At 72.6% G+C, this 13,169-nt stretch carries 13 protein-coding genes and 1 riboswitch; of the genes, 4 read left to right on the top strand and 9 right to left on the bottom strand.

What is annotated here, in order from left to right; all coding sequences use genetic code 11:
* Positions 1-8 precede the first annotated feature (8 nt).
* From BXA10_RS10525 to BXA10_RS10510, 4 genes are all read right to left on the bottom strand, one after another.
* A complete protein-coding gene (locus BXA10_RS10525) occupies positions 9-752 on the bottom strand; it encodes an alpha/beta fold hydrolase (protein WP_076470104.1) in 744 nt (247 codons plus the stop codon).
* Positions 753-874: 122 nt separating this feature from the next.
* Positions 875-1,693 (bottom strand): C39 family peptidase, encoded by an 819-nt coding sequence (locus tag BXA10_RS10520; protein WP_076470103.1) that lies wholly within the window; start codon positions 1,691-1,693, stop codon positions 875-877.
* 240 nt (positions 1,694-1,933) lie between these two features.
* Positions 1,934-2,076, bottom strand: a riboswitch (cyclic di-AMP (ydaO/yuaA leader).
* A 375-nt stretch (positions 2,077-2,451) separates the two neighbouring features.
* Positions 2,452-3,222 carry a hypothetical protein gene (locus tag BXA10_RS10515; protein WP_076470102.1) on the bottom strand — a complete coding sequence of 257 codons (771 nt, stop codon included), beginning with the start codon at positions 3,220-3,222 and terminating at the stop codon, positions 2,452-2,454.
* Between the two features lie 151 nt (positions 3,223-3,373).
* Positions 3,374-3,820, bottom strand: a complete 447-nt coding sequence (locus BXA10_RS10510) for a hypothetical protein (protein WP_076470101.1) — start codon at positions 3,818-3,820, stop codon at positions 3,374-3,376.
* A gap of 500 nt (positions 3,821-4,320) precedes the next feature.
* Between BXA10_RS10510 and BXA10_RS10505 the strand changes: the two genes are divergently transcribed.
* The 4 genes from BXA10_RS10505 to pseI all read left to right on the top strand — a co-directional run bounded on the left by BXA10_RS10505 (position 4,321) and on the right by pseI (position 8,427).
* On the top strand, positions 4,321-5,646 hold the full coding sequence (locus BXA10_RS10505) for a polysaccharide pyruvyl transferase family protein (RefSeq protein ID WP_076470100.1): 1,326 nt from the start codon (positions 4,321-4,323) through the stop codon (positions 5,644-5,646).
* Positions 5,647-5,735: 89 nt separating this feature from the next.
* Positions 5,736-6,866: a glycosyltransferase family 2 protein gene (locus tag BXA10_RS10500; protein ID WP_076470099.1), complete on the top strand. Its 1,131-nt coding sequence runs from the start codon at positions 5,736-5,738 to the stop codon at positions 6,864-6,866.
* Complete coding sequence (locus tag BXA10_RS10495) at positions 6,863-7,384, top strand: GNAT family N-acetyltransferase (protein ID WP_076470098.1); 522 nt, start codon at positions 6,863-6,865, stop codon at positions 7,382-7,384. Before BXA10_RS10500 ends, BXA10_RS10495 begins: the two co-directional genes overlap by 4 nt.
* Complete coding sequence (gene pseI / locus BXA10_RS10490) at positions 7,381-8,427, top strand: pseudaminic acid synthase (RefSeq protein ID WP_076470097.1); 1,047 nt, start codon at positions 7,381-7,383, stop codon at positions 8,425-8,427. Before BXA10_RS10495 ends, pseI begins: the two co-directional genes overlap by 4 nt.
* A 65-nt stretch (positions 8,428-8,492) precedes the next feature.
* Here pseI and BXA10_RS10485 read toward each other — a convergent pair whose 3' ends face one another.
* The 5 genes from BXA10_RS10485 to BXA10_RS10465 are packed head-to-tail and all read right to left on the bottom strand — an operon-like array spanning position 8,493 to position 13,125.
* Positions 8,493-9,716 (bottom strand): acyl-CoA reductase, encoded by a 1,224-nt coding sequence (locus tag BXA10_RS10485; protein WP_076470096.1) that lies wholly within the window; start codon positions 9,714-9,716, stop codon positions 8,493-8,495.
* A complete protein-coding gene (locus BXA10_RS10480) occupies positions 9,716-10,762 on the bottom strand; it encodes a LuxE/PaaK family acyltransferase (protein WP_076470095.1) in 1,047 nt (348 codons plus the stop codon). The genes BXA10_RS10485 and BXA10_RS10480 overlap by 1 nt, the downstream gene beginning before the upstream one ends.
* Positions 10,756-12,150, bottom strand: a complete 1,395-nt coding sequence (locus tag BXA10_RS10475) for an AMP-binding protein (protein ID WP_076470094.1) — start codon at positions 12,148-12,150, stop codon at positions 10,756-10,758. Before BXA10_RS10475 ends, BXA10_RS10480 begins: the two co-directional genes overlap by 7 nt.
* Positions 12,147-12,902, bottom strand: a complete 756-nt coding sequence (locus tag BXA10_RS10470) for an SDR family NAD(P)-dependent oxidoreductase (RefSeq protein WP_076470093.1) — start codon at positions 12,900-12,902, stop codon at positions 12,147-12,149. The genes BXA10_RS10475 and BXA10_RS10470 overlap by 4 nt, the downstream gene beginning before the upstream one ends.
* The gene (locus BXA10_RS10465) at positions 12,883-13,125 is read right to left on the bottom strand and encodes an acyl carrier protein (protein ID WP_076470092.1); all 243 of its coding nucleotides are present in this window, start codon (positions 13,123-13,125) and stop codon (positions 12,883-12,885) included. The genes BXA10_RS10470 and BXA10_RS10465 overlap by 20 nt, the downstream gene beginning before the upstream one ends.
* Positions 13,126-13,169 lie beyond the last annotated feature (44 nt).

The following is a 13,169-nucleotide window of genomic DNA, read 5'->3' as shown; positions in this document are numbered from 1 at the left end:
CCGCCGGCTCAGCGGTACGTCTCGACCAGGGCCAGCACCGCCTCCGGGTCCTCGACGTGGGCGTTGTGGCCGAGCCCGGAGAGCGTGGCGACCGGGACCCCGTAGCGCTGGAGCTGCCCGTCGGTGACCAGCGGGTCGTGTTCGCCGCGCGCCAGCAGGACCGGCACCTCGCTGGCGGCCACCAGCGCCGCCAGGTCCGGCTCGCCGACTGCGAACGCGCCCGGGTCCATGGCCAGTCGCCAGCGCCCGTCCACCTCACGCAGCCCGGCCGTCACCCTCGGGTCGTCGGGGGCGACCAGCCCGGCCAGCCCGGAGACCCGCAGGTAGCGCTGAGCGGCCTCGTCCCGGGTGGGGTACCAGGCGACCGCGCGGGCGGCCAGCTCGCGCGTCTTCGCCAGTTCGGCGGCGGACCAGACCACCTTGATGCCGAGTCCGACGACAGCGGTGACAGGCAGCCCGGCGCCGCGCGCGGCGAGCGTCAGGCCGACCACTCCGCCGAGCGAGTGCCCCAGCACGATCAGGCGGTCACCGGGCGCGAGCGCCGCGGCCACCTGCGCGGCCAGTGCGGTGAAGGAGTACGCGGGCAGCGGCGGCGACGTGCCGTGACCGGCCAGGTCCGGCGCCAGCCAGCGCCCCGCCCACCGGCGCCGCAGCAGTGGCGCCCAGGGCAGCCACACCTCACTGGTCGCACCCATGCCGTGCAGCAGCAGAAGGGTGGGCCGGCCGGTCGTACGGGCGCCACCGTCGTTCATGGACGCAGTGTGCCATCGGCGGAGCCGGCACGGCGAGTGTGAACATCCGACAGTCGGCCGGAACGACAACAGGCGCCGGCCCCCTCGTCCCAGGGTGCCGGCGCCCGGTGTGAACGCGGTCGTCAGGCGGAGTAACCGCGGCTCGTCATCCAGTTCGCCAGGTCGATCGTGGTGATCCAGTACGACGGCACCGCCGGGTTCGCCGAGTCGGCGATCTTCACGGTGCGGCCCTGGTCCCGGTAGCCGACGACGGCGATGTAGTGCCCGCCGCCGAAGGAGTGCCAGCCACCGTCGGTGTCGACGGCGTCGCCGACGATGTTCGCGACCACGCCGCGCCCGTCGGTGATGGCCCGGACGATGTCGGCCTGGAGCTGGTCCATCTGGGCGGGACGCGGCGCGCTCGGGAACATGGTGGTCTTGTAGGGGCTGCCCTTGACCACCGCGTTCAACACCCGGGTGGTGTCCTCGGCGGAGTTGGTGCCCATCTCGGTGGTGCCGAGCCGCGCGGCCAGGTCGTCCTGGCTGCGTTCGATGCCGGCGGCGCTGAGCGCGTTCCGGGTGGCGGCGGGCCCGCAGTAGAAGTAGGTCGTCTGCGCCTGGTAGTCGTAGTCGAGGACCTTGCTCGCCGGCGGCTTGGGCGCTGCCGGCTTGCGGGTCAGGTCGGGGTTCGCGGCCTTCTTCGCCGCCGGCGCGCTGGTCGTGGGCGAGCCGGCCGGCGATGTGGTGGGCTGCTGGTCGCCGAGCGAGGCGATGCGGGCGTCGCTGCGCAGTTCGGCCGCCACCGCGGTGGCGCCGCGCTGTGCGGCGGGCGCATGGTCGGCGCCGCTGAGCAGGGCGCCGGTGGTGGATGCCAGCACCACGGCCGCGGCGGACGCGGCAGCGATCTGGTACGGGCGCTGGGTGGCCAGCCGACGGAGCTGACGCTTCAGGGTGTGCTTCACGGTTCCTCCACGGTTCGGGGGGTGAGCGACCGGCGGCCGTACCGGAATCCGGGTAGGCGTCACCGCGCGGACCTCGTCCGCGGATGGCTGGTGGATCGCTCAGGGAACGCCCGGTGGGTCGGGCGGAAAGACGCGGGTGCCGGAGTCAGCTCGTCGCTACGGGACGGGCGAGCACGGGCACCGCGGCGCCGTGGAGGGTCGGGGAGGACCGAGGGATGGGTTCGTGCACCACAGAGATGGAACTCCTTCCGGCACCGCCTACCGGGTTAGCTGACGGATTCGGGCGGGAAGATCGCCCTACCGCGGGCCGTGGCTCGCGGATTCACCCCGGACGTGCATGTGGGTCCCCGGCTCGTGGAATCACGATTAGGCGGGTCGGCACGGCGTCGCCTCTTGCGATCGGTTACCGCACCGGACGCGCCGACACTACTGGTCGACAGAGAGCCTGCCAACCCTTCGCCACCTGCCCAAACCTGTTTCGGCGAACAATTTTTCCGGGCGTTCGGCGGCTGACGTGACTCAATGGGACGGGTGGTTACGGCGGCACCGCAGGGACGCAACGGGACAGTCGACCGGCAACCTTGCCAAATGGCGGGGACGATTCGCACCTGCTGATCCCGCTGACTGTTTCCGAATTAATGTGACCGGGCTCACGGAGATAATCGGGTCGACTTGAGTTCCCTGAGGGCGCGCTGTCCGCACGACTTGGACCTCCCCATTCCGAGGAAGCCGAGTCGACCGAGACTCGGACCGGCCGCTCAACCCACCCTGGCGGGCTGCCAGCGGGTCACCACCTGGGCGGGGGCGGCGGACGCCGGTCGAGCCGCCGGCAGCCGCCCCGGCCGGAGGCGGGCCGCGGCCGTGTACGCCTCGGTGGCCAGGGCACGGGCCGCCTCGGCGGCGAGTTCGGCGTCCCGCCAGGCACTGCGCTCCCGTTCCTGGGCCGCCCGGTAGCCGGCCAGCCGGCCGTCCCGGACCACCCGGGCCAGGTGCACCTCCTGCTCCACCGGGTGCAGGCGGGGATCCCAGCCGTCGCGGTGACCGAAAACGTCGCCGAGTTGGCGCAGGGTGAGCTCGCCCCGCCAGTACGCCGCCGTGGCCGACCGGTGCAGGTGCCGCTCCCGGGCGGCGTACTCGGCCGGAGTGCGGGGAGTGCGGGGCGTCGGCAGGGCGCCGGCACCGCAGTACCGGCGGGCGGCGCTCTCGGCCTCGTCGTACGCCGCCCAGGCCCGGTCCAGGTCGGCCTGGGCGGCCAGCCACTCGTCCCGCTTCCGGCGGGCGGTCTGCGTCGCGCCGGCCGCGGCCACGGCCACCTCGTCGGCGTACCGGCGCAGGTCGGCCGCCTCGGCTGCGGCCGACTCCCGCTCGGTCGGCCCGGCCGGAGCGGACCGGTCGTCCTCCGGCCGGTCGCGGTCGGGACGGGCGACCAGCACGGTGAGCACGATCAGGGCCAGCACCAGCAGAGCCGACCAGATGGCGGCGGCCAGCGGCACCTCGACGAGGAACTGGTAGAGGACGGTCTTCTCCATGTCGGTACCTCACGGCGAGCAGACGCGATGGGGGGAAGCCGCACGGGGCATCCGGCGCGGGGCCTTGTCGGTCACGCCGGGCGCCGGGAGCGGGCGCGGAAGACGGGTGCGGCGAGCGCGGCGGCGGAACGCTCTCGCGTCGCCGGCGGTGTCAGGCGCCGGGCGGAGCTCGGGGAGTACGAACAGCTGCGACCGCGCCGCGGGGCGGCCACGTCTCGCCGGCCGGGACCGTGACCGGGTCGGCAACCGGTGCGGCCGAGGCGAACACCTCGGGGGTGGCACCGGGTGCGGCCGACGGGGCAACCCTCGATCCGGCGGATTCGGCGGCGGCCCGGAGCACAACGGCGATCTCCGCGGGAGCGTCGTCCGCGACGACGATGGCCAGGGAGCTGGATGTGCCGGCCGACGCGATGGCACACTCGCAGGCCCGCGAGTCGGTGGACGCCGTCGGCTCGACCACGGCCCGGGTGTGCGGTGGGGCCCCCAGCGCCGAAAGCGACCCGAGGGTCAACGCGCCGACGACCGCGAGGCTGGCCAGCAGCCGGGCAGCCCATCGCGCCACCCACCACAGAGGATCGGCGAGCGCGAACGAGGGCATGGGGCAACGCTACCCGCGTCGTCACCCCGTCGCACCATAGCCGGGCGTGTCGGACCGCCCACGCCGATCGCACCGCCCAGGGTGGACGTTTCAGCCGGCCAGGGCCGGGCTGGCTGATCGAGGCGTGTCCACGGAAGTCGGGCGCCCCCGGTCACGACAACACCCCGACCTCATCGACATCGAGTGGATCTCTCCTGCCCAACCGGCCGGCGGACCGGGTGACACGTCCGACGCTCCCGGCCCGCCACGCGCCGGCACGGGCCGCCGCGCGGTGGTGCATCCGCTCGGTGCCGTCCGTTCGGGCACCCTGTCTGCCCGTACGGACGATGATCGCTGTCCGGTCGAGCGACCTGCGACCCTGACGCCGCAGTGTGCCGTAGATGTCCGGTGGCCTAATATCGCGGGGCCCGGAGGTGATGGATGCACCGCCTCCCGCAAGCCCCGTATCGACGGCACCCGGCTCGGGGATCGTCGCGGACGGACGAGAGGTGGAGCGACCGATGCACCAGCGGATCCTGATGCGGGCCAAGAAGGGCCCCTTCGACGTCTACTCGCCGGAGGAGACCTTCGAGCAGAACTGGATCGGCGAGAACGCTGGCAACCTCGTCTTCAGCCACGCGGCGTACAAGCTGTTGAGCACCGCGAAGACGCAGATCGAGCCGACGGCGTTCCGGGCGAACCTCCACGACGCAGACATGATCAACGAGCGGTACGACGTGTTCGTCGTACCGCTGGCCAACGCCTTCCGGCGCAGCTACGTCGATCGGCTGGCGAACCTGACGAGGCTCATCCAGCGGTTGCGGATCCCGGTGGTGGTGCTCGGCGTGGGCGCCCAGACCAACGTCAAGGGTGACCGGGAGTACCTGCGCCCCATCGACGACGCGGTGAAGGCGTTCGTCAAGGCGGTGCTCGACCGGTCGGCCAGCATCGGTGTCCGCGGGGAGATCACCGCGGACTACGTCCGCTCCCTGGGCTTCTCCGCGGTCGACGTGATCGGCTGCCCGTCGATGTTCCTGCACGGCGACAGCCTGCGCGTGGAGAAGCGCAAGGCGTTGCTGGAGCCGCACGACCGGATCGCCATGACCGTCTCCCCGTACGTCAAGTCCATGGCGAAGGTGGTGAGCGCCCACCACCGCAAGTACCCGAACCTGCGCTACATCCCGCAGGACCTGAAGACCCTGGGCACCCTGCTCTACGGTGACGCGCCGGAGGACCGCGGCAAGGACAGCCCGATCCCGATCCACACCTCGCACCCGTTGTTCACCGAGGACAAGGTACGGATGTTCGTGGATCCGTCGACCTGGATGGACTACCTGTCCGGGTTCGACTTCAACTTCGGCACCCGGATCCACGGCACCATCACCGCCCTGATCGCGGGTACGCCCGGCTACCTGTTCGCGCACGACTCCCGCACGCTGGAGCTGGCCCGGTACTTCGACATCCCGCACCGGGTGATGAAGGACGTGCCGGCCGACGTCGACGCCGCCGACCTGTACGAGGAGGCGGACTACACGGCCCTCAACAACGGGCACAAGGCCCGATTCGAGACGATGTTGGCGTTCCTCGCCAAGCACGACCTCCCGAACGCCTTCGCCGACGGGGACAGCCCCACCCGCTTCGACGAGCAGGTCCGCGCGACCAGCTACCCGCCGGCGGTACGGCCGGCCGCCGCCACCGACCGGGACGCTCTCGTGGCCCGGCTGCAGTGGCTGCGCGACCACGCCAACGAGCTGCAGGCAGAGATGACGAGCCTCCAGCAGGTGCGGCTGCGCGTCCGGATGCGGCAGGCCGTCGGCGGCCGGGTGCGGCGGATCCTCAACCGTTAATCCTCCGCTCGGCGGCTGTTCAGTAACCCCACCACCACCGGCCACGTGAGGTTCCGGACCCGGCCACCCGCAGGGTCGAAGGTGGCGGCGTGGTCAATGAGCCGACGCACGCCCCGCTGCTGAGTCTCGTCGTGCCCGTCCACGGCGTCGAGGCCTACCTGTACCAGTGCCTGGAGTCGATCCGGGCCGACATCCCGGCCGGTGAGACGGACGCCGTCGAACTGATCGCGGTCGACGACGCCTCCCCGGACCGCTGCGGTGAGATGCTGCGCTCGTACGCGGTCGACCGGTCCGGAATCCGGATCGTGCACCTGACCCGCAACGTCGGGCTGGGGCTGGCTCGCAACGCGGGCCTCGACGTGGCGACCGGCCGGTACGTCTGGTTCGTCGACAGCGACGACTGGTTGCCGCCGGGCACGATCCCGGCGGTGCTGGACCGGCTGCGCCAGCACGAACCGGACGTGCTGCTGCTCGATCACCTCCGGGTGCACGAGGACGGGCGGCGGGAGGTCGACGCGAGCAGCCACCTGCTGCGCGACGTGCCGGGCGTGGTCCGGCTGGCCGACCGGCCGCAGCTGCTGCGGGTGCAGCACACCGCCTGGAACAAGGTGGTCCGCCGCAGCTTCCTGGACGAGTTGGGGCTGCGGTTCCATGCGGGCTGGTACGAGGACATCCCGTTCAGCCACCCGCTGCTGATCGGCGCCGAGAAGATCTCCGTGCTCGACCGGGTCTGCTACCTCTACCGCCGGGGCCGGCTGGGCGCCATCACCTCGACCCGCAGCGGCCGGCACTTCGACGCCTTCGACCAGTACGAGCGGCTGATGGACTGGGTGCGGCAGCGCGACCTCGACGAGAAGCTGCACGCCGACCTGTTCGAGCTGATGGTGAACCACTACCTCGTGGTGGTGGGCAACGACGACCGGCTCCACCCCCACCTGCGTCGGGCCTTCTTCCGGCGGGTGACGGAGCACTACCGCCGTTACCTCCCGTCCCGAGGCTACGCGGCGCCCGGTGGGGTTCCAGGGCTCAAGCACCGGCTGGTCGGGCGGGGCGACTACCTGGCGTACGCGGCGCTGCGGCAGGCGCACCGGGTGACCGGCCGGCTGCGCGGCTCCCGCGACACCGCCCCGGCCGCCGACGCGGACACCGACCCGGCCGGCGCATCGGTCGGGCAGCCCCGGGCCGCGGAGCCTGCCGGCGTGCTGACGGGGCAGGCATGAGCGAGCGGAGCGTGGCCGGCGAGGCGTTTCGGCCCGCCGACGACGGCGACCTGCACCGGATGCTGCACTGGCGGAACCACCCGCAGGTGCGGGCGGTGAGCCTGACCAGCCATGAGATCGGCTTGGACGAGCACACGGCGTGGTGGGCGAAGGTCCGGGTCGACCCGGACCGCCGGGTGCTGGTGCACCTGCACGAGGGAACCCCGTCGGGCGTCGTCACCTTCTCCGGCATCACCTCGCCGGATCGGGCCCTCACCTGGGGTTTCTATCTCGACATCGCCGGTCTGGAGGCGCGTGCCGCGCTGCTGCCGGCGTGGCTGTCGCTGGAGCGGGCAGCGATCGCGTACGCCTTCGAGACGCTCGGGGCACGCACGCTCGGCGGCGAGACGTTCACCAGCAACCAGCCGGTGCTCGCCCTGCACCGGCGGTTCGGCTTCCGCGTCGTGCGGCAGTACGAGCGGGAGATCGACGGCAGGCCGCAAGAGGTGGTCTGGACGGAAATGAGCAGAGGAACATGACAGTCAGCATCGGGCCGCACCGGGTCGGCCCTGGCGAGCGGCCCCTCGTGGTCGCCGAGATGTCCGGTAACCACAACGGCAGCCTCGACCGGGCGTTGGCCATCGTGGACGCGGTGGCGGCGAGCGGAGCGCACGCGCTCAAGCTCCAGACGTACCGGCCGGACACCATCACCATCGATGTGGACGCGCAGGCGTTCCGGATCTCCGACGGGCACGGCCTGTGGGGCGGTGAGAACCTCTACCAGCTTTTCGAGCGGGCCCACACGCCGCACGAGTGGCATGAGCCGATCTTCGAGCGAGCCCGCCGGCACGGGCTGACGGTCTTCTCCTCCCCGTTCGACCACACGGCGGTCGAGCTGCTGGAGAAGCTGGACGTGCCGGCGTACAAGATCGCCTCGTCGGAGCTGGTGGACCTGCCGCTGATCCGGCTCGTGGCGAGCACCGGCAAGCCGATGGTGATCTCCACGGGGATGGCGACCGTCGGCGAGATCGACGCCGCCGTGCAGGCCGCCCGGGAGGGTGGCGCCGGAGGCATCGTGCTGCTCGCCTGCACCGCCTCCTACCCGGCGCCGCCGCAGGACAGCAACCTCCGCCGGATCCCGGTGCTGGCCGACACGTTCGGCGTGCCGGTGGGGCTCTCCGACCACACCCCCGGCATCGGTGTGCCGGTCGCCTCGGTGGCGCTGGGCGCCTGCCTCATCGAGAAGCACGTGACGCTGCGCCGGGCCGACGGCGGCGTGGACTCGGACTTCTCGCTGGAGCCGGAGGAGCTGGCCGCCCTCACCGTCGAGTCGGAGCGGGCCTGGGCCGCGCTGGGCACCACCACCATCGGCCCCACCCCGACCGAGCGTGAGGGGCTGCGGTTCCGCCGTTCCCTCTTCGTGGTCGCCGACGTACGGGCCGGCGACCCGGTGACCGCGGCGAACGTCCGCTCGATCCGGCCTGCCGGTGGGCTCCCCCCGGCCGACATCGATCGGGTGCTCGGCCGGACCTTCGCCCAGGACGTGCCGCGGGGCACGCCGCTCTCCTGGGACCTGATCTGACGCACGAGAACGACGGGCCCGGTCCTTCCTGGACCGGGCCCGTCGTCGTTCGCGGCGACGGATGGTCAGATCTCGACGGTGACCAGCCGGACGAACTCGCGGAACAGGTCGTAGCCGTCCCAGATCGGCGCGAACCGTAGCGCCGCCCCGAACGGCACGATGCGGTCGATGCCCCGACCGCCGAGCTGCCGGGCGAACTCGCGCAGTTCGTCCGCCTCGAAGCCGAAGTGGGTGAGCGTCTGGTCCTGCCGGCGCACGAACGGCACCAGCTCCGCCAACTCGGTCACGGTGACGAAGCCGAACGTGCCGGTGCCCAGCCACTCCCGCGGCGCGGCGGCCAGCGCCGCCAGGTCCATTGTCGCCACGAGGTTGTCGGGGAACGCCATCCGGGCCACTGCCCCGTCGGCGGCCAGCCCGTACGCACCGACCCGCTTCTCCACGGCCATCGCCGCGTCGACCTCCCAGCCCCGATCGCGAGCCCCGGCGCCCAGCAGGGCGACGAACTCGGCACGGACCGGTTCGGCGCGGTCGGCGTCGCCGACCAGGAAGACGGCGCGGGGTGAGGAGCAGGCGGCCTGGTCGAACCAGTACGCGTCGTTCACGAAACCGGCCACCGCCTCCCGGCGGGCGGCCGGTGATGCGGCCGCCCAGCCGGCCACGGACAGGACGGCGAAGGAGGCGCGGTCCGGGAAGGTCAGGTCGCGGGCCGCCGGCGCGAGGGGGTGCTGGCGGACGGCGTTCACCGCCCGGTCACCGCCCCACACGACCCGCAGGTCGCAGCCGGCGCTGAGCCGGGCGGTCACCGCGTCGTCGTGACCGTACGTGATCATGCGCTGGGTACGGGCGACGACCGGGTCTGCCTCGGCGAGGCTGTCGTTCAGCACCTCGAGGATCGTGTCGGCCGCCGCCGCGGAACGGGGCGAGACCCGGACGACGTTGATGTTGCCGGCCAGCGCCGCGAGCGCCCACGAGTAGACGAAGATGGTGTCCACATTGGCCGGTGGAATGTGGAACACCACTCCCCGCGGGAAGGCGAGCGCCTGCGGGCCGAGCGCCTCGTGCAGCCGCTCGACGGCGCGCAGCAGCTCCCGGCGGCGCAGGAAGAAGCCGAGTGAGCCGAGTTCCGGGTGCCGCCGGGCGAGCGCCGGGGCGAGCAGGCGCCGGGAGACCAGCGTCAGGAAGTCGACGACACGCTCGTCGCCCACCGCGAGCGGGGTCTCGCCCGTCGCCGGCAGCACCTCGTCGACCGGCAGATCCGGCCCGGCCGGGAACCGCATCCGTACCGTCATCATCGACCTCCGGTGTAGGTGTCGCTGCAGCCGCGGGCCTCGGCTCGGGGCAACCGGCCGAGGACGCTGAACCGCTTGCCCGGCCAGTGCCCGTCGTCCACCCCGTGCACCACGCCGAGGTCCTCGGTGAGCAGCAGGTTGCCCGGGTACGAGGTGGGCAGGGTGCTGATCACCTCGATGAGCCCCGGCGTACCGACCGGCGCCTCCTCCCAGGTCACCGGGTCACGGATGATGACGTCGGCGAAGTCGGGGCAGTAGAGCGAGCCGCCCTCCGGTCCTTCCAGGAACACCGTGCCGATCTGCTCCACCATGCCGTAGAAGTTGTGGATCCTGGTGAGTCCGGTGTCCGCGCCGAGCCGGCGACGGAACTCGGCGTTGTCCACTGCCTGGTCGGCCAGCTTCTTCCAGCCTCCGGAGTGCACCAGGGTGCCCTGGGACAGGTCGAGGCCGTGGTCCCGGGCGACCTCGTAGAGGTAACGCCAGACCATGAAGGTGAACCCGAAGATCAGGAACGGCGCGTCCCCGTGCCGGGCGAGGAAGTCCTTGAGCGCGGCCACGTCGGGCCGGTCGTCGGCGTCGAGCAGCCAGAGGTGGTCCCGCCCGAAGTTGACCATGCCGAGCGCACCGGCGCCGCGGGCGGAGTAGGAGCGGCGGTCGCCGACCACGCCGGCCCGGTCCACCACGACCATCGGCAGCCGCCGGGGACCGAGGACGGTGCCGAGCGTGCGGGCCAGCATCCGGGACTGGGTGGCCGCGGCCGCCCGGTCCAGGTGGATCCGGCTCACGTCGCCGGTGGTGCCGCTGGAGGTGAGCACCCGGATCACCTCGTCGTCCGGCACGCTGGCCAGCTTTCGGGTCTTGAACAGCCGCACCGGCAGCCAGGGCAGCTCGGCCAGGGTCGCCGGTTCCGGGTCGGTGTCCAGGGCGGCCAGGATCCGGTCGTACGGCGGGCAGTTGCGCCGGTGGTGCGCCACCAGTTCCACCAGCTCGGCGCGCAGCCGCTCCTCCTTCTCCGACTGGCGGAGGGTGAACACCTCGGTCAGCACTCTGCCTCCAGCAGGCGGTAGTCGGGTTTGCCGGTGGGCGTGAGCGGCAGGGCGTCGACGCCACGGACCTGGACCCCGGACGAGTGGGTGCCGAGCGCCGCGGCCACCTCGGCCCGGATGCCCGCGAGCCGGTCGGGGTCGGTCCCCTCGACCACCACCACCAGCCGGTCCGCCCCGGCCACCGCGGCGATCGGGCCGTGGTGACCCAGCGACCGCTCGACGTCGTCCAGGTTCACCCGTACGCCGAACACCTTGGCGATCCGCTTGATCCGGCCGGTGACGAAGAGGAAACCCTCCTCGTCGAGCCGGCCCAGGTCACCCGTGGCGAGCACGCCACCCAGCTCGTCCGGGCGGGCGAGGTCGGCGTCGCTCTCCGCGTAGCCCATCATCACGTTGACCCCCCGGTAGACGATCTCGCCGATCCGGTCCGGCGCCGTGGTCTCCGCGCCGTCGTCGGTGCGGATGGACACCGTGCCACCGGGCACCGGCAGGCCGACCGAGCCGAGTTTGGCCGGCAGTCGGTCGGCTGGCAGGACGGTCATCCGGGCGGTGGCCTCGGTCTGCCCGTACATCACGAAGAGCCGCCCGCCCACCTCCGCCATCCGGCCGTGGAAGTCGGCCACCAGGTCCGGGTGCAGCCGCCCGCCGGCCTGGGTGAGCGTCCGCAGCCTCGGGTGCCGGGCCGGGGCGAAGCGCAGCCGGCGCAGCATCTCGTACTGGTAGGGCACGGCAGCCAGCGAGGTGACGCCGTACCGGTCGACCGCGGCCCAGAAGTCCCGCGAGGTGAGCCCGCCGCGTTCCAGCAGCACTGTGGCACCGGCGTGCAGGTGGCTGGTGAGCACCGAGAGCCCGTACGTGTAGTGCAGCGGCAGCGTGGTCGGGGCGACCTCGTCGCCGTCGAGACCGAGGGCCGCCGCGATCGCGGCGGCGTTGCCGTGTACGCCGGCGCGGGACAGCCGGACCAGCTTCGGGTTCCCGGTCGAGCCGGAGGTGGTGAGCAGCAGCGCCAGGTCGGGGTGCGGCGCCCGGCCGGCGGGCCCGGTGCGTCGCCAGGCAGTGCCGAGCCCGGCGGAGGCCGGCTGGAACCCGTCGACGAGCGTCGGGGGGTTCAGCAGCACGGCCGGGCGGAAGCGGTCGACCAGGTCGCGCAGTGCGGCCGGGGTGATCTGCGGGTCGAGCAGCGCGACCGGACGGTTCGCCTCCCAGGCGGCGAGGATGCGCAGCACCGAGTCGAGCTCGGCGGTGGCGGTGGCGAAGACGAGCCCGCGCGGCTCCTCGTCGAGCAGCGCCGCGAGGTCGGCGACGCGGGTGGCGAGTTCCCGGCCGGTGAGACGCTCACCGGTGGCCGCGTCGACCAGGCCGGCATCGGGATGCAGCAGCGTCTTCACACCGTCAGCCCGCCGTCCACCCCGACGACCTGGCCGGTGACGAAACCCGCCGCCGGGGAGAGCAGGAACGCGACCACGTCGGCGACCTCCTCCGGCTCGCCGAGCCGGCGCAACGGGGTGGCGTCGGCTCGGGCCTGCCGGCCGGCCTCGTCGAGGTCCGCGAGCAGGTCGGTGCGGATGAAACCCGGCGCGACCGCGTTGACACGGACGCCCGCCGGGCCGAGTTCCTTGGCCGCGGCCCGGGTCAGGCCCTCGACGGCGGCCTTGCTGGCCGCGTAGACCGTCTGACCGGCCGCCCCGGCGGAGCCGACCAGGGAGGCGGTGAGCACCACGGCCGGGCGGTCGCCGCGGCGTAGCAGGCGCGCACCCTGCTGAAGGGTGTGCGCGGCACCGGCCGCGTTGACCGCGAAGAGCCGGGTCACCGTGTCGTCCGATACGGAACCGAGCAGGCCCGCGGCGTGCACGCCCGCGTTCACCACCAGGCCGTCCAGGCCACGCCAGCGTTCGAACAGGACGCGGGTCAGCGCCCGGATCTGCTCCGGTTCCGCGACGTCGCCGTGCACCGCCAAATGCGGGCCGCCCGGCAGAGCGGCGGCGACCTCCTCGGCCGGGCCGGGCAGCCGGCCGTGCACGGCGACCCGGCAACCCTGCTCGGCGAGCCGCCACGCCACGGCCCGTCCGATGCCGCGGGTCGAGCCGGTGACGAGGACCCGGCGGGACACGGCCGCCGGATCAGTCGGCGAGGACGACACCGTGCTTCTCCAAGATCTGCCGGGCGCGGTCGAAGGAACTCAGATCGATAACCTCGTCGGTGTCCAACATGACACCGAACTCGTCCTCGATCGTGGCGACGAGCGACATGTGCGCGAGCGAGTCCCACTTCTCGATTCCGCGATATTCCAGACCGTCCACCTCAGCTTCTTCGGGCAGTTCCAGGGCGGTGCGGAAGACGGTCCTCAGTCGCTGCAGTTCCACTGCTATTCCTCCATAAACAGGTACGCACGACCACGCGTGCCGGC

The organism is Micromonospora avicenniae (assembly GCF_900156065.1).
Lineage (GTDB): Bacteria > Actinomycetota > Actinomycetes > Mycobacteriales > Micromonosporaceae > Micromonospora > Micromonospora avicenniae.
Note: the sequence above shows the minus strand (reverse complement) of the source record. Positions and strands in the feature narration are given on the sequence as shown.

Coding starts and splice junctions, on each gene's coding strand:
- BXA10_RS10525 (WP_076470104.1), bottom strand. CDS start 752: ATGAACGACGGTGGCGCCCGTACGACCGGCCGGCCCACCCTTCTGCTG.
- BXA10_RS10515 (WP_076470102.1), bottom strand. CDS start 3,222: ATGGAGAAGACCGTCCTCTACCAGTTCCTCGTCGAGGTGCCGCTGGCC.
- BXA10_RS10510 (WP_076470101.1), bottom strand. CDS start 3,820: ATGCCCTCGTTCGCGCTCGCCGATCCTCTGTGGTGGGTGGCGCGATGG.
- BXA10_RS10505 (WP_076470100.1), top strand. CDS start 4,321: ATGCACCAGCGGATCCTGATGCGGGCCAAGAAGGGCCCCTTCGACGTC.
- BXA10_RS10495 (WP_076470098.1), top strand. CDS start 6,863: ATGAGCGAGCGGAGCGTGGCCGGCGAGGCGTTTCGGCCCGCCGACGAC.
- pseI (WP_076470097.1), top strand. CDS start 7,381: ATGACAGTCAGCATCGGGCCGCACCGGGTCGGCCCTGGCGAGCGGCCC.
- BXA10_RS10485 (WP_076470096.1), bottom strand. CDS start 9,716: ATGACGGTACGGATGCGGTTCCCGGCCGGGCCGGATCTGCCGGTCGAC.